Genomic DNA, 19,014 nt, shown 5'->3' on the forward strand with positions numbered 1-19,014 from the left:
GTTTCTTCTAGTATCTTGTTATATCCATTGGTAATGTTCCGGCAGCAAAGCCGACAAACATGAATCTACCTTTCCCTGTATTGCGCATGCCGTGAATTTGATTTGGCTTCGCCAACAATACCATTCCCTGTCGAATGGGAATTTCGTTCTCCAGATCTGGAAAATAGGTCCCTTCCCCCTCGATGCACACCCACATATCATCGACGTCAGAATGGGAGTGTATATAGACATCTTGCCCAGGTTCCAGGCACCAAACTGCACCTACCGTTTTATCCGTTTCATAGAAATAGTTCTTTTGAGGTTCGTCTGGGTCAAATTTGGCAATCTTATCAATTTCGAAGACTCTTTCCTTCATAATCTCCTCAATATTTGTACACGTCGCTTTCTTCACCATTCCTAAACACCCCTTTTAGTTTTGGTATATCCGCTTTACGATTCGTCTTCACATAACTAATACAGTTAACAAAATCAAAAACTGTACCACTACACATTCGATTGTATATGTTTTCTGTCTATTAGTCATTATCATAATTGAACAAAAATTATATTCTTTTTTATGCATTATAGACGAATGTATTTTTTCTCTCCGTATTCTTTCGACCTTTTCCTTAATAAAAATAAAAATAGGACCGGGAGAAAAATTCTCCACAGTCCTTTGTTTTTGTATTTAATTTAGCTATAAAGGTCATGCCCTTTTTACAAAAAGGACATGATTGCCTTTACTGAACAGCTACCTCGCCGCTACCTTCTGCAACATTTGTTTTGACTGAATGACCTTTCTTCGGCTTTTCATTGATCGTCAATGCAATAATAGCCGCTATGACGAGGGCCACAATCATCATCACGAAGGATGTGTCAAACGAGCCACTTGTTTGAATCATATATCCCATGAGGAATGGAGAGATAAAACCTGCAATGGAACCAAAACAGTTAACGGTCGCCGAACCAGATGCCATAATTTTGGCTGGAAGAGTGGCGACAACCAATCCCCAGAAAGCACCTTGCGCAAAGAACATAAAGAACGCTGCAAGACATTGCCAGATGATCACCATCGTTAAAGAAGATGTTTGGAACATAAAGAATAACGCGATGCCGCCGGCTATAGAGCCCGGGATAAACGCCCATTTACGATTCCCCTTGATTTTATCCGACACAACCCCTCCGAAGACAATGGCTATAGTCCCCACTAAATAAGGCAATGCACTGAAAATACCTGTATTCATAAGGGAAAGACCTTTTTCTTTAATCAGATAGGAAGGCAGCCATGACGTAAAGCCCCAAAATGTAATATCAAAGAAAAACCAAATAAGTGCCATTTGCCATAAAATCGGTTTCTTTAGAAGTTCTTTGAACCCACCACCGGATTGTTTTTTGTCAGAAATACTATCCTTCTCGTCCTCCTCTAATTCCGCAAGTTCCTCTTTTGTGATTTTCGGATGATCTTTTGGGTTATCCTTAAATTTAAACCAGATGTAAAGCCCGATTGCGATTCCAGGTATCCCCATGACGATGAAAACCACACGCCAACCATATAAGCCAATAATGGCAGCCGCGACAACCGCAGCGATAGCCGGTCCAAGTGTGTTTACTGTCGATTGAATCCCCGTTGCTGTTCCACGTTGCTTAGTTGGAAAGTAGGTAGCAATTGCTTTGTAGGACCCACCCGGCAAAGCAGCTTCCCCAATCCCAAAGACAAAACGAAGCAATAACAGTAGTGGATAAGAGAAAATCATTCCCGTTACACTTGTGAAAATTGACCACCAAATGATCGCTATACTGACGACACGGCGAAAACCGAACTTATCCGATAACATGCCTCCCGGAATCTGGAACAGCGCATAACCGGCAAAGAATATACTTAAGAGCAATCCTTGAGCCGTTGCATCTAATGCAAGATCTTCACCGATAAATGGCAGGGCAATGGTAATTACCATGCGATCCAGAAAAGAAAATAACCAAGCCAACCATAACACGGCCAAAACAGAGTAACGAACTTTCCACTTTTTCTTTTTTGGTAACGACTGTGATTGATTATTCATATCCGTACCTCCTTGAATTTCCTTTTAATATAATCGAATATTACAAATATTTAACGCAAACTAGCCAATAAACAATCTAACTCTTATTATAAATTCGTTTATCCTCCTACATTAGCTTGTGATTGCTTGTCTATTTGTAACTTTCAACATGAAGCGTTACCAGCTGTTAACAATTATTATTATACAAGCTTTTTTCCTTGGAGCCGTTAGGCCGAGTAGCTAAAAGTTTTCAGGCTAATTGTTAATGACGGCTAATAACATTTTCCGTTTTGTCACAAACGTACAACTAGTTGTGCATCATTGCCATAGAACCCATGAAATTCCACCTCATTTTCCAAACAACAAAAACTGACTCTTCTAGATCACTTTTCATGAGCTAGAAGAGTCAGCCTCTCCCATCTTCTATTCTTTACTTACCGGAGAGAGCAGCCGCTATCTCTGCGTATACATCGAGTACTGCTTGCAGTGCTTCAGCTACATAGACCTTTTCAACATGGCGACGGATAGATGCTTCCATTTCTTTCAAATATCGTCCATTTTAAATAGAGTCTTCTAAAATGTCCTCACCCTGTATATTGAATCATCTGAGCAATCACTAACGTGACAATCCCGATTCCTGAAAACACAAGGAATACCGGCAAATAGAAACGGATCCATTTTTGCCAGGAGACACCAGCAATAACGAGTGCAGCCATAAAGTAACCAGAAGTTGGGAATAGAATATGGGCAAATCCGTCTCCGAACTGGAACGCAAGCACAGCTGTTTGTCTCGTAACGCCGATAATATCTGCAAGCGGTCCCATAATCGGCATTGTTACTAAAGCCTGTCCACTTCCGGACGGGATAATGAAGTTAATGGTCAACTGTACGAGATACATGCCAACTGCACCAAGGACAGGTGGCAACTCTCCTACTAGCGAACCGAGGCTATAAACGATCGTATCCATAATTCGACCATCTTCAAGTACAACAGCAACAGATCGAGCAAGACCAATAATAATGGCCCCCATGAGCACATCACGGAATCCTTCCGTAAAAGCATTAGATATTTGGGTTGCGTTCAGCCCGGCAATCAGGCCAACAACGATTCCCATAAAGATGAACAGACCTGCCATCTCTACCATGAACCAACCGAGCTTAAGCACACCATACACTAATATGCCAAGGAAAATGAAAGCCGCAACTGAAGCATATTTTTGTCTTGTGTTCATGCTTTTCGCTTCAATTTTTTCTTTCTTCTTGTAAAGCGCTCTTTTTTCTTGGTCATCTTCATACACATAGCTGTTTAAAGGATCCCGCTGTACCTTTTTGGCATAGCGCATAATGAAATAAATTCCGACAGATACACAGACAACAAAAAGTAGTAGGCGCAATCCTAATCCTGAAAAAACCGGGATTCCTACAATTTTTTGCGATAATCCAACGTTAATCGGGTTTAAAACGCCGGCAGTAAACCCGACAACCGTACCGATCAGGGCAATCGCAGCAGCAACAATGGAATCATACCCTAAGGCAATGATTAATGGCATAATGACTGGGATATAAACGAGTGAAAGTTCAGGGGTCCCGATTAGCGTTGCTCCAATCGCAAATACTGTTGTTAAAATCGGGATTAGCAAAATACTTCTTTTTGCAAAACGGTTGGCCAGCCTATCCACAACAACTTCAATGATTCCGGTTGTCTTCAGCACCATAAACATACCGCCGATAATAAACGTGAAAAATACAATTTCCCCGGCATCAATCAGTCCCCGCGGAATGACAGTTAGAAAATCGGCTATCCCGATTGGTGCGGATTCCACTAATGTAAATGAGTTCGGATCAATCGACGTTCTTCCGTCAGGGCCTGGCACACGTTCAAACTCACCTGCTGGAATAAAATAAGTCGAAATGGCTGCGAGCGCACTGAATATAAATAGAATGACATAAATATGCGGAAGTTGAAACTTCTTCTTTTTGATATTTTTTTCCTTTTCCATATGGCACCTCCAATGGCCAATTGAAAAACAATGGCCGTAATTGTTTACGCTTTCACTTGTTACACTGCTTATTATACAAACTTATTTCGCTTGAGTCGTTAGACCCTATAACTAAAAACAATCGGCTTGATTGTAGAAGTTAGACAAGAGGTTTTTATAATTTGTGAGTATTGCACAATCCATTGTACGTTGTTGCCATTGAATTATTTCAATTCAATCTTTTTTAAATAAGTAGAACGCTATAAAATAAAAAGCTCAGGCGCCAAGTTATCCATAAATTAGGATGATTGATGTTTTCCTACAACAAAAAGCCGACTCTTCCAGATCCTGTTTTTAATCCGAAAGAGTCAGCCGATCATCTTATTTATTTACTTATTTATTACTGGTTGGAAAGAGTAGCCGTTTTCTCTGCGTATACATCCAATGCTGCTTGAAGCGCTTCGCCTGCATGAACCTTACCACCGTGGCGAAGGACAGATGCTTCCAACGCCGCCAATACATGCAAAATATTTTCTTTGCGGCAACTGAAGCCCATAGAACCGATACGCCAGATTTTTCCCGCGAGTGATCCGAATGTGCTTGCGATTTCCACACCAAACTCTTTTGCCATTGTAAAACGGACTTCATCACCGTTGACACCTTCCGGGATATTGATACAAGTGACAACCGGCATTTTATAACGGGCATCACCGAATAATGTAAGCCCCATTGCTTCAAGTCCAGCTACAAGTGCCTTCTCATGGTATTGATGTCTTTCAAATCGCTCTTGTAAACCTTCTTCTTGAATAATGCGTAACCCTTCCCTCAATGCGTATAGCATAGAAGTCGCTTCTGTATGGTGGTTCAGGCGTTTCGGGCTCCAATATTCTTGAATCTGGCTTAAGTCAAAATAGTTCGTTTGAATTCTTCTTGGATTTTCAGAAGTACGATCCAATCCTTGTTCGATCTTTCTACGCTCAAGGATAATCTTTTCAACTCGATCATTATACGTGATCGGAGCCATACCCGTCGGTACGCCTAAGCATTTTTGCGTACCGCTAATGACAGCGTCCACAAACCACTCATCTGTTTTAAACTCTGTTCCACCTAATGTGGCAACAGCATCTACTACAAATAAAACGTCATTTTCCCGACAGAACTTCCCAATTTTTTCAAACGGTTGCATGATGCCTGTTGACGTTTCACCATGGACCAGGGCGACAACTTTCGGATTCACGCGCTCAATCTCAGCGATAATCTCCTCTTGGTCAAAAGCTGTTCCCCATTCGCATTCCATCGTCGTGACATTTGCACCCGAACGATAAGCAATCTCCGCTAACAAGTGACCAAACCGTCCGAATATAGGAACGAGAACATTGTCTCCGGGTTCAATAATCGCATTGAGCACCGCCTCCAACCCGGAGCGTGACGTACCGTCAATCGGATAGGCCCAATGGTTTTTCGTTTGAAATGTCTTTCTCAATAACTCCATCGTTTCGTCCATAATCGCTAAAAACTCCGGATCAAATTGCCCGATGATCGGAATACTCATTGCACGAAGCACCCGCGGTTCTGCCTCGACGGGTCCGGGTGTCATTAACGTTCGTATTGAAGGATTTAGTTCTCTTAGCATAATAAAACTTCCTTTCTTCATAGACTACAGAGAATTTCAAAAACGTACCTCATTAAAACCATTCTTCCTGTGATTGATTTTAATGAATATTCTATGTACTGTCGATTATAAGAAATTCAGCCGTAAAAGTCACTGTGCGAAATATACAATTTAATCATTATTTTTTATCCATAGTAAACAAAAGCAAGTACTCGTACATACAATAAGATTCTCACCATGTTATACCCTTTCTGCCCCATATTATTCTCGTCACCATCAATTTCCTTACTATTACAAAAATAAAAAGTTTGACAACTTTGTGAACATGGTAAATAATATATATATAAAGGGGTGTTGACAAATGGAAACTAAGTTAAAAATGTTGAACGCGGTTAAAGTTGTCGGCCTGACGGTACTCGCCATCGGAATCTCCATTTTCTTATACGGATTTTTTGTAAGCGATTACAGTTCCGTTACAGGCATCGGGATTGGTACGGTAATGGGAGCGATTTTTATCTTCCTGATGGGGGTCTTCTTTGTAGCAACGGAAGAAATGCATGAAAAAGCGGATAAAGGGATGCGGATTGTTCAATAAATACGAAAAGGAGCACCTGTTGAGGTGCTCCTTTTCTTTAAAGTTTTTCCGTCTAGGCTTTTGTACTTTTACATATCCCAAACCAAGATTAACAATGTTCCAAAGATGGTTACGAGGGCTATGGCGATTCCATAATAGATATTTGCGTAAATCGCCACTTTGTCTTCCGACTCACCAGCATGCATAAAGCCGACCAGCTGTATGCCAGCCTGCACGAATGCCGTCACAAGCAGGACGGTCATCCCCATTGCAAATGACATATCTAAAAAATAGACCGTCAGTGCAGCTACCGTCAGAACCATTGAAAAGACGAAGCCCATCACTTGTTTACGCGGGAATAATTCGCTCATATTACATCATTCCTTTCAAGTAGATGAAGCTGAAAATGAAGATCCAAACAACATCTAGGAAATGCCAGTAAAGTGAGAAGATAAAGGCCTTATTCGCCGTCGCTGGCGTCAAGCCACGTTTTTTCACTTGCAGGATAATGAATAGTCCCCAGAAGAGACCGAGTGTCACGTGCGCACCGTGCGTTCCTAATGTTGTCAACAGAACGCCTGTGAATGCACTCACTTGAAGGCCTGCTCCAATATGTGCGTAATGAGTGAACTCATAGATTTCCACCCCTAAGAAGGCCAGACCGAGAAGCAATGTGATCGCAAAGAATGTGATCATCGCATTTTTCCGTCCGATTCGCATGGCATGGATACCAAGACCGATTGTGAAACTACTTGTTAACAGCAAAATCGTTTCAATGAGCACTGGCGTGATTTCAAAAATCTCCGCTCCGGACGGGCCATTCCCTGTCCGATGTTCCAATGTGAAATAGGTTGCAAAAAGCGTTGCAAAAAGCATCACTTCGGCTCCAAGGAAGATCCAGAAACCTAATATGTTCAACTTATTTTGTTCTGTGCCATATTCGAGTGGAAGCGAGTTATCTACTTTCATCTGCTAACACCTCGCTATCTTTTTCTGTTGCTTCAATTTCTTTGACGGAAATGTAATGACCGTCGTCTTTTTCAAATGAACGGTGAGCCATGCAGGCAAAGATTGCAATTGTCGTAATGATTACTGGGATCCACATGCTGAATATGAACGAGAAGCCCCATACGAAGAATATGCAACTCATGATAAACGGCACTCCGCTGTTATTCGGCATATGAATCTTCTCGATTTCGCCTTTGAATAGCGGCTGACCTTTTTTCTTGTGATCCCAGAACGCTTCAATGGAATTCACATGAGGTGTCCGCGCGAAGTTATACGATTGTACTGGACTCTGTGTAGCCCATTCAAGCGTACGTGCATTCCACGGATCGGAACCGATATCCCGTGAAGCATAGCGCGTACTATAATAGACGTTATAGACGATGATCGCAAAACCAATCGCCAAAGCAACTGCCCCTACAAAGGAAAGCATGTTCAATGCACCAAAACCGGTCGCTTCAGAATACGTGTACATCCGGCGTGCTTGCCCATCCAAGCCCGTGAAGAACATCGGGAAGAATGTGACGTTGAAACCAATCATGATAAACCAGAATGCCCATTTTCCGATTCGTTCGTTTAACATAAAGCCGAACATTTTCGGCCACCAGTACGTGAGACCGGCCAGCATCGCGAAGACAACTCCCGGAATGATCGTGTAATGGAAATGCGCAACGAGGAACATTGTATTATGGTATTGATAATCGGCACTCGCCATACCGAGCATGACCCCCGTTACCCCACCGATTGTGAAAATCGGTATGAACCCTACTGAATAGAGCATCGGAACTGTAAATACAATTTTCCCTTTCCGCATCGTCAACAGCCAGTTAAAGATTTTGATCCCGGTCGGAATCGCAATCGCCATTGTCGTAATCGAGAAAATACTATTGGTTAATGGCCCTTGCCCCATCGTAAAGAAATGGTGCGTCCAAACCAAGAATGAGAAAAATGAAATGATCACAATCGAAGCGACCATCGATTTATAACCATAAAGGTTACGTTGAGAGAAGGTAGATACAACCTCACTATAAATACCGAATGCCGGCAAAATGAGGATATAGACTTCCGGATGCCCCCAAACCCAGAATAGGTTCGCCCAGAGCATATCCATCCCGCCATTTGTCATCGAGAAGATATGGGTACCAAACAGACGGTCCATTGTCCCTAACAAAAGTGTAACGGTCAGGACTGGGAATGCGAAAACTACAATCGCATTCGTGATAAGTGCTGTCCATGTGAACATTGGCATTTTCATCAATGTCATACCAGGTGCTCTCATCTTAAAGATTGTCGTCATGAAGTTGATACCCGAAATTAGCGTACCAATACCTGCAATCTGAATTGATAATAGGTAATAGTTTGTTCCTACTGATTGGCTGAAATCATTTCCTGCAAGTGGGAAATACGAAGTCCAACCTGCGTCAGGAGATCCGCCGATGACGAATGAGATATTGAATAACATTGCTCCCATGAAGAACAACCAGAAACTAAGTGCGTTCAAACGAGGGAATGCAACATCCCGTGCACCAATTTGCAATGGTACAACAAGGTTCATCAATGCATATATAAATGGCATCGCCATGAAGATGATCATGACAACCCCGTGCGTCGTAAATACTTCATTGTAATGCTGGGCATCTAGCAACTTATTATCAGGAACAGCCGTTTGTGCCCGCATCATCAACGCGTCTACCCCACCTCGGAAAAGCATGAGCAATGCGGAGATGAGATACATGATACCGATCCGTTTATGGTCAACCGTTGTCAACCATTCGCGCCATAAGTAACCCCATTTTTTAAAATAAGTTAAGCCTATGAGAATCGCAATCACAGTCAGCCCAATGGCAACCATTGATGCGTAAATGGCAGGACTTGGATGAGGTATGGCAAATCGATCAAAGTAGTCCATACTTTTTGTACTCCTTTCGGAAATTTAATTCGTGACAGTTAATGTCCGGTTATGGGTGCCAGGACTCTGTGGTAGCAGCTGGCACCGCTCAGTTTATTAATGATTCGAATGTTCGTCATGTGCACCCTGTGCGTCGTCGGAATCATGTTCATCCTCATCGGAATGACTTGATCCATGGTGATGACCTTCAGGCGGCGGCAAAAATTCCAAGTGCGTGCCACTAAACGTTAGCTGGCCAAGATGACCCGGTTCTAGTAACTCATTGAATTTTTCTTCAGTAAGAGGTTCAGCCGTCGCTTTCACATCTGCTACCCACTCATTGAACTCCGCTTCAGGCATCGCTTCCACGTGGAAGATATTCTCCGCGAAACCTTTCCCACTGAAGTTCGCATTTCTACCCATATATTCACCAGGAACCTCTGCGGCCAAGTGTAATGTGGTTACCATGTCTGACATCGCATACTTCTGTCCACCCAATTGCGGAATCCAGAAGCTTGTGATTGGGCCATATGAGTAAAGTCTAAATTCCAATGCCCGATCCGTCGGGATATACAAATAGTTTACCGTTTCTATATTTTCTTCCGGATAACTGAAATGCCATTTCCAATCAGAAGAAGAAGCATACACGACTAACGGTTTTTGATCTTCATATCCTTTCGGTGTCGCCTCAACTGCATAGTTGGATTTGACCGTGACAATGGAAAGGAAAATGATGATGATCACTGGAATCCCTACGATGATCGATTCAACAATATGATTCCCTTCGATATGTGGGGGTTCATAATCCTCGCTTTGTTTCGAAGCGCGGTATTTAAAAACGACGTATGCCATGAGGGCGAAAACAGCAATCACTACAATTGCCATCGTCGCAATCGATATCCAGATGACATTGGCTGTCGTCTCGGCTTGCGGTCCTTTCGGATCCAAAACCATTAGCGGTTCACACCCCGCCAACAATGCAATCATCGTTAAGATGGCAGCTAGAAAAGTCCATTTCATTCGCATGAAGAGACCCCTTTCTTTTATTTGATATACAGTGAAAATTTCTGAAAAAAAAGTATAGGGATGGGTGATTCCCCTAACATGAAATTCATCTTAATATAATAAAATCGCAAAAACAATATCAGAAAATCAATTTCACAAAAACTTCATGAGAAATACACAAAATAAGTCACAAAACGTTCATTTAACAATGTTTAATCGGACACAAAACGTTCAATAAATCGACGAACATTTTACATATTCATTAATTATACAAGAAAAATATGGCACCATTTCCCCTTTTCAGAAAACGGAAATATCCTATACCTACAACGATAGCGGCAATCAAAACTGCTCATACAGCTTTATGGGGAATGGAATATCTTATAGAAGGAAAAAAAATGAGCTAGATTAAATTAGAGCCTTCCATTGAATTTTCCACTGCATAAGGGAAGACCCTGACATCTGTTCATAGCTCCCTGTCAGGGTCGTCAATTGTTTTAATCTAGGAATAAAAAAAGAGGAGGGGGATATGTTGTCATATAGGAGAAATAGAAGATTCCGGCTTTGTGTTTTTCCTGGTTATAATTGGTGTGGACCGGGCTGCAATGGACCCGGTGCGCCGATCAATGATGTGGACGCAGCGTGCAAAGCGCATGATGAATGTTATCGTCAAGGTCGCCATCCATGCGAATGCGACCAAGAATTTCTAGACTGTCTTCGTCCAAAAATCGATCCGTGCACACAAAAAGGAAGACACGCCCGTGTCCTGTACAATTATATGCGCCTGCAAAAATGGTTCACCAGTAGATTCTAAAGTTTTAGAGGTGCCTTGACCAGGCACCCTAACCTTTCCATCACCACAACGGGTCATTGATCGGATCTTTCTCCTGAAGTTCTATATAATAAGGACTCAAACTGATTTGGAGATAGGCGACACAAGCAATGTAAACAAATAAACCGATGAAGATATGCTCAAATAATTGGGGCATGATAATGAAAAATGGAATGAATAAGTTTAGCATTCCGCCTCTCAATGCCGACTTTTTAGTTCGATATTGTTTTTGACCACAGTGCGGACAGGTCATTTCTCTATTTTTCATACTCTGCTTCAATGCCTCTTTATGTGACCATTCTTCACAGCAACTCACACAAACCGGTAAACTTATCCCCTTTTTTTGAAGCCGTCTTTTTAAAAACAACCGCAGTCCAAGAAAGAAGACTATGATAAGAATCGCTTTCCCAAAATCACTATTTAGGATCGACCAGCTCATCACCGTGCCAGTTTCAGGCGATGCTGCATTTGATGTTTTACTGGAAAAGTCATTCTGTTGCCAAAGCAAATAACCGAAGCCAAGCGCAAAAACCGTGAACGTCGCAAGTACAAAACGATATTGCCAATGGAGTCGTCGTTTTTGACGATAGGCTTTCGATTTTGCCTTCAGAACCATGCGCTGTTTTTGTTCTTTTGATAATGATATCGACTGGAGCTCATGATATAAATCATTCTTGAATTGATTCATGACGCAGTTCCTCCCATTCATAATCCTTTATCCGATGTGCAAGTTGTTTGCGAGCACGCTGAAGCCTTGTTCTGACCGTGGCTTCTGGACAATCCACTAACTTGGCGATTTCCACCGTCGTCATTTCCTCAAAATAGTACAGAATGAGCACTTCACGATAGATTAACGATAAGGTCAAAAGGGCTTCTACCAATTCACGCTTTTCTGCTTTCTCAAGCATGGCACGCTCCGGAGTATCGTTTGACCCCTTCCCCCTCACTTTTTCGAATAACATTAGCCGCTTCGCTTTCCAACTTCGCAGATGATCATGGCTTCGATTGACCGTCATCTTTACCAAATAAGTTCGAAGAGATGCCTCCGCTCTGAACTGCTCGTGTTTTTCATAAAAAGAAATGAACACATCCTGCACAATATCCTCTGCCGTCGCTCGATTTTTCACGTATAAATAAGCGACACGCAATAAATAATCGCCATGTGCCTCGATGATTTCCTCGATGTTCAATACGAATCCACCCACTTTCCCCCTACTGACGTATCCCGCACCTATTCCGATTCATTTTCCGCTTATTTTTTTCAGTATAGTATAGTTCATCATCTACTTTGTAAAAGAGTTCTGGACTTTTTCATAGCTAAAGATTAAAAGTAATGAAGCAAAAGTGGTTCTCCATGTCCTTCTACACTTGAAATTCATTTCCATAAAAACCACTATGTTGTTTGAATCCTCTCCCAAGTCTGATTTTGTTGTGTATAATAAGACTATCAGTTTGTATTGGGAGAGGGAGACGTTCAATTGGGGAAATTTTTTACGAAGTCTACACTATTACTCTTCTGTTTAATTTGCATGTGGGGAGTCAGTTGGCCAATTTATAAGCAGGCCGTCCCGTATACGCCCCCTTTATTATTCGCTGGGCTCCGTGCCTTAATTGGCGGGCTTTTATTGTTTGCTGTCTTGTTCAAAACAAGAAGTGAAATTAGATGGCGTGAAAACTGGGCAAAGTACTGCATTTCCTCATTTTTTAATGTCATTCTTTTTTTCGGTTTGCAAACATTTGGCCTAATCTATTTGCCAGGCGGATTGTTTTCAGTCCTTGTCTATTTTCAACCTGTTTTACTTGGCCTCTTTGCCTGGATGTGGCTAGGCGAACGAATGACACCGCTTAAAATTACAGGTCTTGTCATTGGATTTATCGGGATCATCATTGTCAGCATGGATGGATTGACCGTGCATATCTCCGCCATCGGGGTCATTTTAGGATTGCTCACAGCACTTGGTTGGGCAATTGGCGTCATTTATGTAAAGAAAGTGAATCAGGAAGTGAATGCCTATTGGATGGTCGGCATGCAATTTACAATTGGCGGGGCTTTTCTCGTAGGTACCGGAAGCATCTTTGAAAGTTGGGCTGCCATCGAGTGGAACGGGATCTTTATTTTCGGTGTCTTATTCGGAGCGACAGTCGGCATTCCGGTCGCTTATAGCATCTATTATTCTCTTGTCAACGCTGGTGAGGCGAGCAAAGTCGGCTCTTTCACTTTCCTCGTCCCCATCATTTCAGTGCTGATCGGCACTATTTTTTTAGACGAACCGATGACCTATATGCTTTTCGTTGGGCTTTTGTTAGTCGGCATCAGTATCTATTTTGTTAACTATAGAGGTAAAAGACTCCACAACTTCTTATCCTATAGTCATAAAGTGAAGGAAAATAAGGAGATAGTATGACTACTAAAAACAAAACAGTTGTCCGTTCTTTAGATATTTTAAATTTATTTATCGACCATGAAGAGCTAACTTTCCAAGAAATCATTGATTTGTCGGGCATCCCCAAAACTTCGGTTTATCGAATGCTGATGACTATCGAGGAGATGGGCTTTGTTGAAAAAGGGGAAGATTCCAAGTATCGGCTAGGTCTGCTTTTTCTGAAGTTCGGCGATCTCGTATCCAGAAGGCTGGACATCCGGCAAGTGGCTTACCCCATTATGAAAGACTTGCATAACGACGTAAAAGAAGCGGTCAACCTGATTATCCAACAGGGAGACGAAGCCATCTATATCGAAAAAATTGATACGTACCAAAAAGTTCGATTGTATACAGCAATCGGCAGAAGAAGTCCCTTATATGCAGGGGCTTGTTCCCGTATCATTTTGTCCCATTTACCAGATGACGAGATTGGCAAATATATTGCTTCTACTGAGTTCAAACCTTTTGCGAGTGGGACGATTATAGAGAAAGATCACTTAATGGAAACGATTCATCAAGCTAGAGAAAATGGCTACACGGTGAGCCATTCCGAATTGGAGAACCATACTTCCTCCATTGCTGCACCTATTTTTGACCACCAAGGCTACGTCATTGCCGGAATCAGTATTGCTGGAATCGAAGCCAATTATCAAAACGATCGCATTGCCTATCTTGCAGATAAGGTCATGACAGCCGCCCGCGAAATTTCAAAACGATTAGGCTATTAACATCAAAAAAACATCCTCTATGCGCTTTTAAATCAGCGGCTTGAGGATGTTTTTTTCATTCTAATAGGATCCATTAGTTCGCCATTCCTTTTAAATGGACTCCCGTCTTTATTTTTTGAATGACCCTTTCTTTGTTCATATACTCGTTTTCGGCTTGTTCGAGTGAGACTTCTTGAAAACGGATCTTTGCGCCAGGTCGCAATTGTGCTAAGCTTGCCAAATCAGCGGTGATCACTTGTCCGATTTTTGGATAGCCGCCTGTTGTTTGACGATCTGCCATTAAAATAATCGGTTGGCCATTCGGCGGTATTTGAATGGTGCCATACGTCACTCCTTCAGAAAGCAGCTCAAATGTCTCACTCAAAGACAAAACCGGACCTTCCAACCGGGAACCCATCCGATCCGAACTTGACGTCAATGTGTACGTCCCGTCAAAAAGCGCTTGTTGACTGGCTCGATCGAAACGGTCAAATTCGGTTCCTTTCAGCACATGGACGGTTTGTGTTTGTTCGAGATTAACAAGCGCATTGTAATTGACAGTCCATGTCAAATGTTCCCCCAAGTCTTCCAATTCACGGACCAATAAACGACTCTGTTCACCCATCTCCCTACAGCTGAAGACATCCTCTTTTTGCAGCGCCCTCCCTTTGTACCCGCCAATACCCGCGCGCATATATGTACTTTTGCTCCCCATCACTTCCGGTACATCGATACCTCCTGCAAAAGCAATATACGCCCTGCACCCCTGCACAGCATACTTGAACTGTAAAACAGACCCTCTTTTCACAACAATCGGACGCCAGAGAGGTGCATGTTCTCCATTAATGGTCGCCTGTAAATTCCCGCCCGTAATGGCGATCAACTGATCCGACTGAAACTGCAAGGATGGTCCCATCAACGTGATTTCAAGCGCCCCTTCTCCTTGATCATTACCGACAAGCAGATTGGCGATCCGGAGAGAATACGGATCCATCGCACCACTGACAATGACTCCATATTGTTGCGAGCCAAATCTCCCTAAATCCTGAATGGACGTCAACAGACCGGGCTGAAGTATTTTTACAGTCATTCCATCGCCTCCTCCATGTTTCGATATTCTTCTAACGTGATCGGCACAAACTTGATTTTATCTCCCGATTGCAACAATGACGGCGGTGATAGGTCAGGAAGAAACAGTTTCTTTGGTGTACGCCCGATAATTTGCCACCCTCCAGGCGTTTCCATTGGGTAGACACCTGTTTGTTTTCCAGCGATTCCAACTGACCCAGAAGGGATTGATAGCCTTGGGGTTTCCCTTCTTGGCGTTGCAATGGCTTCATTCATCCCGCCCATGAACGGAAAACCAGGTGCAAAACCGATCATATACACTAAATACTCATTTTCAGAATGGATACGGATCACATCTTCAATGGACAAACCATTAGCCTCTGCCACATAGGCCAAATCCGGACCGAACTCATCTCCATAATAGACAGGAATCGTAATTGTCCTTTCTTCAAAAGACTGTTCTCCTCCCATTTGTTGGATTAAACTTTCCGTGTAAGCGCTCACTTTTTGATATGAAGTAAGCCCTTCTTCTCCAAATCGGGCAAGACGGACGGTATATGGGTTGTAATGGATGGTAACATTATTGTAAGCAGGTACCGTTTCGATAAAACCTTCAAATGGTTGCGCTTGCAATAATGCCGATAAATTCCTTACCTTTGCATGTATCGAAGGATCCATCCCCTCCCCGAGCTGGACCATCAGTGCGGAATCCCCTAGCGGTTTCATCGTCACTTGCATCTTCATCACTCCTTAGTTCCGAAATTTGGAAATCAAATTCTACTAAATGGATTATATACTCATTATAAAGAGTGAAAAGCAAAAAACAAGGTTGAATTCTTTCAAATAACAATATTTTAATTCATTAAAATTATAAGGTTTTCAAATAAATTAATCTATGCTAGAATGAATTAACGTTTTAAAACTAAAGTTCCGTATTTCGGAACCTCATGATTGTAAACGCTTACGCATTTTTTCAATGATAAATGGAGGGATGAGAAATGTATCAAGTAGATTTGAATTGTGATTTAGGTGAAAGTTTTGGTCGTTATCAACTTGGGGAACAACAAGAAATATTAAAATACGTCACTTCAGCAAACGTTGCTTGTGGATTTCATGCAGGTGATCCGACAGTCATGCGGGAAACTGTTAAGCTCGCCATCAATCAGGGTGTGAAAATTGGCGCTCATCCCGGTTTACCCGATCTGAATGGATTCGGTCGACGCAATATGAGCATCACACCACAAGAAGGATATGATATGGTCGTCTACCAAATCGGAGCCCTTCAAGCATTTTTAACCATCCATAACGAAACCATGCAACATGTCAAACCTCACGGGGCATTGTACCAGATGGCCTCTAAAGATCGGGAACTAGCGGAAGCGATCGCCCAGGCGGTTTATGATGTCTCCCCTTCACTTGTCTTATTCGGGCTTTCCGGCAGTGAATTGACGAGAGCCGGGGAAAGAATAGGTTTACGTACAGCGCATGAAGTATTTGCCGATCGCACATATCAAGCGGATGGCTCATTGACTTCGCGTGCCCAAGCGGATGCATTGATTACCGATCAGGAACACTCCGTTTCACAAGTGATCAAAATGGTGACGGAAGGAAAAGTGACTTCCCAGCAACAAACAGAAGTTTCCTTGCAAGCGGATACAATTTGCATTCACGGGGACGGCGTTCATGCGGTTGAGTTTGCCAAATATATTAATGAAACATTAACGAGTAAAAATATTTCTGTAACAGCCATTTACAGCTAAGAAGGGGTTTTCACAATGGGAGAAAATAAATTAGGGGTGTCCGAGGTCAAACAGAAGACGACAAGAAGTGTCTTGCTAGGTGCAGCCTTCCTTATGGCGACTTCTTCAATCGGGCCAGGCTTTCTAACACAAACAACAGTATTCACGCAACAATTGGCGGCAAGTTTTGGTTTCGTCATTTTAATCTCACTCATCTTGGATATTTTCGCGCAAGTGAATGTGTGGCGGATCATTGCCGTTTCCGGGTTGCGCGGGCAAGAAATCGCCAACAAAGTTATCCCCGGGCTTGGTGTCGTACTCGCCATTCTGATCGTCATGGGCGGCCTGGCGTTTAACATCGGGAATGTCGCAGGGGCGGGGCTCGGCTTAAATGCGATGCTCGGATTGGATCCGATCAAGGGAGCCATCATTAGTGCATTATTTGCCATTTTTATTTTCGTTGTAAAAGAAGCGGGGAAAGCGATGGACCGGGTTGCGCAAATTGCCGGTTTCGTCATGATGCTGTTAATGATGTATGTCGCCATCAGTACGTCTCCACCTGTTGGTGAAGCAATTGTCAATACCTTTAAACCGGAACAGATCAGTATTTTTGCCATTGTGACACTCGTCGGCGGAACCGTTGGCGGCTATATCACTTTTGCCGGTGGTCACAGATTGTTGGATGCAGGCGTAAAAGGCGTCGAATCCTTACCGGAAGTCACCAAGAGTTCGGTAACAGGCATTTTAGTGACAGGCATTATGCGAGTCGCTTTATTTTTAGCAGTACTCGGAGTTGTGTCACAAGGTCTGGCCATCGATCCCGATAATCCGCCTGCATCCGTCTTTCAGCTTGCTGCTGGCGATATCGGCTATCGAATGTTTGGCGTCATCATGTGGGCCGCGGCCATTACTTCCGTTGTAGGAGCTGCCTATACATCCGTTTCGTTTATCCGTTCGTTCAGTCCAGTCATCGAAAAATATCATAATTGGATCATCATCCTATTTATCGTTATCTCAACGTTGACATTTGCATTTGTCGGACGCCCTGTGACGGTACTTCTTCTAGTCGGTGCTTTGAATGCGCTAATTTTGCCGCTTGCGTTAGGTACATTGCTCATCGCAGCGTATAAGAAAAATATTGTCGGGGATTACAAGCATCCAATTTGGTTAACAATCGGAGGCGGAATTGTCACTGTTGTCATGGGCGTTTTGGGAATTATGACGCTGATTGAGCAAATTCCATTGCTATTTAAATAACCTAAACGAAATTGCTAAGGAGCTGTCCGAAGATGAAAGATTATGCAATGATCTCCCCTGTTGAAATTAGGGAATTGATTCGAAAACAAGAAATCACCGGGCCGACTGCCGGGATGTCCAAAGGTTTTGCGCAGGCCAATTTAGTCATTTTGAAAAAAGAGCATGCTTTTGATTTTCTCTTATTTTGCCAACGGAACCCAAAGCCTTGCCCATTGCTCGATGTCACGGAGCCCGGCTCTTTCCATCCAAGCAAAATTGCTCAGGACGCTGATATCCGAAAAGATATCCCGAAATATCGTATTTACAAAGATGGTGTCTATACAGAGGAAGTGACGGATATTACGGAGTACTGGGAGGACGATATGGTCGGTTTCTTACTCGGCTGTAGCTTCACCTTTGAAACACCGATGCTGGAAAACGGCATTCCGATCCGGCATATCGAGGAAAACTGCAATGTTCCGATGTATAAAACGAATATCCAATGTGAAAAAGCGGGGATGTTCGAAGGGCCGACCGTTGTCAGCATGCGGCCAATGTCGCCTGAAGATGCGATTCGGGCCATCCAAATTACAACTAATTTGCCAGGCGTCCACGGAGCCCCGATCCATATCGGCGATCCGAGTCAGATTGGCATTCAAGACATTTCCAAACCCAATTTTGGCGATGCCGTAACGATAAAAGAAGGCGAAGTTCCTGTATTTTGGGCGTGTGGCGTAACGCCTCAAGCGGTCGCCATGGAAAGTAAACCTTCCATTATGATTACCCATGCACCAGGCCATATGTTCATCAGCGACCTAAAGGACCGGGAATTGAGTATGCTCTAATATCAATGAAGATGCCGGGATCACAAGCGAGCCTAAATCGCTTGGAATCCCGGCATCTTTGGCTACAAACGATAAAATGCCCC

19 protein-coding genes are annotated in these 19,014 nt (G+C 42.9%); 7 read left to right on the forward strand and 12 right to left on the reverse strand.

Annotated features, from left to right (window positions below; translation table 11 throughout):
- Positions 1–7 precede the first annotated feature (7 nt).
- The 4 genes from MHZ95_RS16430 to MHZ95_RS16445 form a co-directional block, all read right to left on the reverse strand.
- Entirely contained in the window at positions 8–394 is a 387-nt protein-coding gene (locus MHZ95_RS16430) for a cupin domain-containing protein (RefSeq protein WP_239391870.1), read from the reverse strand.
- Positions 395–719: 325 nt separating this feature from the next.
- Complete coding sequence (locus tag MHZ95_RS16435; RefSeq protein ID WP_239391871.1) at positions 720–2,039, reverse strand: MFS transporter; 1,320 nt, start codon at positions 2,037–2,039, stop codon at positions 720–722.
- A 563-nt stretch (positions 2,040–2,602) separates the two neighbouring features.
- Positions 2,603–4,018 carry a YfcC family protein gene (locus tag MHZ95_RS16440; RefSeq protein WP_239391872.1) on the reverse strand — a complete coding sequence of 472 codons (1,416 nt, stop codon included), beginning with the start codon at positions 4,016–4,018 and terminating at the stop codon, positions 2,603–2,605.
- 379 nt (positions 4,019–4,397) lie between these two features.
- Positions 4,398–5,630 (reverse strand): pyridoxal-phosphate-dependent aminotransferase family protein, encoded by a 1,233-nt coding sequence (locus MHZ95_RS16445; protein WP_239391873.1) that lies wholly within the window; start codon positions 5,628–5,630, stop codon positions 4,398–4,400.
- A 340-nt stretch (positions 5,631–5,970) separates the two neighbouring features.
- Between MHZ95_RS16445 and MHZ95_RS16450 the strand changes: the two genes are divergently transcribed.
- Complete coding sequence (locus MHZ95_RS16450; protein ID WP_239391874.1) at positions 5,971–6,204, forward strand: hypothetical protein; 234 nt, start codon at positions 5,971–5,973, stop codon at positions 6,202–6,204.
- 68 nt (positions 6,205–6,272) lie between these two features.
- Here MHZ95_RS16450 and qoxD read toward each other — a convergent pair whose 3' ends face one another.
- From qoxD to qoxA, 4 genes are all read right to left on the reverse strand, one after another.
- Positions 6,273–6,554 (reverse strand): cytochrome aa3 quinol oxidase subunit IV, encoded by a 282-nt coding sequence (qoxD, locus tag MHZ95_RS16455; protein WP_239391875.1) that lies wholly within the window; start codon positions 6,552–6,554, stop codon positions 6,273–6,275.
- A gap of 1 nt (position 6,555) precedes the next feature.
- Positions 6,556–7,152 (reverse strand): cytochrome aa3 quinol oxidase subunit III, encoded by a 597-nt coding sequence (gene qoxC, locus MHZ95_RS16460; protein WP_239391876.1) that lies wholly within the window; start codon positions 7,150–7,152, stop codon positions 6,556–6,558.
- Positions 7,139–9,097 (reverse strand): cytochrome aa3 quinol oxidase subunit I, encoded by a 1,959-nt coding sequence (qoxB, locus tag MHZ95_RS16465; protein ID WP_239391877.1) that lies wholly within the window; start codon positions 9,095–9,097, stop codon positions 7,139–7,141. Before qoxB ends, qoxC begins: the two co-directional genes overlap by 14 nt.
- A 96-nt stretch (positions 9,098–9,193) precedes the next feature.
- Complete coding sequence (qoxA, locus tag MHZ95_RS16470) at positions 9,194–10,102, reverse strand: cytochrome aa3 quinol oxidase subunit II (protein WP_239391878.1); 909 nt, start codon at positions 10,100–10,102, stop codon at positions 9,194–9,196.
- A 508-nt stretch (positions 10,103–10,610) separates the two neighbouring features.
- Between qoxA and MHZ95_RS16475 the strand changes: the two genes are divergently transcribed.
- Complete coding sequence (locus MHZ95_RS16475; RefSeq protein WP_239391879.1) at positions 10,611–10,895, forward strand: phospholipase; 285 nt, start codon at positions 10,611–10,613, stop codon at positions 10,893–10,895.
- A gap of 40 nt (positions 10,896–10,935) precedes the next feature.
- On the opposite strand, the gene MHZ95_RS16480 is transcribed toward MHZ95_RS16475, so the two are convergent.
- Together MHZ95_RS16480 and MHZ95_RS16485 are read right to left on the reverse strand one after the other, a co-directional pair.
- On the reverse strand, positions 10,936–11,601 hold the full coding sequence (locus MHZ95_RS16480; protein ID WP_239391880.1) for a TIGR04104 family putative zinc finger protein: 666 nt from the start codon (positions 11,599–11,601) through the stop codon (positions 10,936–10,938).
- The gene (locus MHZ95_RS16485) at positions 11,582–12,103 is read right to left on the reverse strand and encodes a sigma-70 family RNA polymerase sigma factor (RefSeq protein WP_239391881.1); all 522 of its coding nucleotides are present in this window, start codon (positions 12,101–12,103) and stop codon (positions 11,582–11,584) included. Before MHZ95_RS16485 ends, MHZ95_RS16480 begins: the two co-directional genes overlap by 20 nt.
- A 288-nt stretch (positions 12,104–12,391) precedes the next feature.
- On the opposite strand from MHZ95_RS16485, the gene MHZ95_RS16490 reads away from it, so the two are divergent.
- Positions 12,392–13,318 (forward strand): DMT family transporter, encoded by a 927-nt coding sequence (locus MHZ95_RS16490; RefSeq protein WP_239391882.1) that lies wholly within the window; start codon positions 12,392–12,394, stop codon positions 13,316–13,318.
- Entirely contained in the window at positions 13,315–14,064 is a 750-nt protein-coding gene (locus MHZ95_RS16495; RefSeq protein ID WP_239391883.1) for an IclR family transcriptional regulator, read from the forward strand. The genes MHZ95_RS16490 and MHZ95_RS16495 overlap by 4 nt, the downstream gene beginning before the upstream one ends.
- A 73-nt stretch (positions 14,065–14,137) precedes the next feature.
- Here the strand turns inward: MHZ95_RS16495 and MHZ95_RS16500 are convergent, their stop codons facing one another.
- Positions 14,138–15,133: a 5-oxoprolinase subunit C family protein gene (locus MHZ95_RS16500; protein ID WP_239391884.1), complete on the reverse strand. Its 996-nt coding sequence runs from the start codon at positions 15,131–15,133 to the stop codon at positions 14,138–14,140.
- Positions 15,130–15,849 (reverse strand): 5-oxoprolinase subunit PxpB, encoded by a 720-nt coding sequence (pxpB, locus tag MHZ95_RS16505; protein WP_239391885.1) that lies wholly within the window; start codon positions 15,847–15,849, stop codon positions 15,130–15,132. Before pxpB ends, MHZ95_RS16500 begins: the two co-directional genes overlap by 4 nt.
- A 260-nt stretch (positions 15,850–16,109) precedes the next feature.
- Here pxpB and MHZ95_RS16510 point away from each other — a divergent pair, with 260 nt between their 5' ends.
- From MHZ95_RS16510 to MHZ95_RS16520, 3 genes are read left to right on the forward strand one after another with little or no spacing between them, the layout of a single operon-like run.
- Positions 16,110–16,871, forward strand: coding sequence for a LamB/YcsF family protein (locus MHZ95_RS16510; RefSeq protein WP_239391886.1), 762 nt, complete (start codon positions 16,110–16,112; stop codon positions 16,869–16,871).
- A 15-nt stretch (positions 16,872–16,886) separates the two neighbouring features.
- Complete coding sequence (locus MHZ95_RS16515) at positions 16,887–18,107, forward strand: NRAMP family divalent metal transporter (RefSeq protein WP_239391887.1); 1,221 nt, start codon at positions 16,887–16,889, stop codon at positions 18,105–18,107.
- 32 nt (positions 18,108–18,139) lie between these two features.
- The gene (locus tag MHZ95_RS16520; RefSeq protein ID WP_239391888.1) at positions 18,140–18,931 is read left to right on the forward strand and encodes a putative hydro-lyase; all 792 of its coding nucleotides are present in this window, start codon (positions 18,140–18,142) and stop codon (positions 18,929–18,931) included.
- The last annotated feature ends 83 nt before the right edge of the window (positions 18,932–19,014 follow it).

The sequence above is a fragment of the Sporosarcina sp. ACRSM genome (genome assembly GCF_022346545.1).
Taxonomy (GTDB): Bacteria; Bacillota; Bacilli; order Bacillales_A; family Planococcaceae; genus Sporosarcina.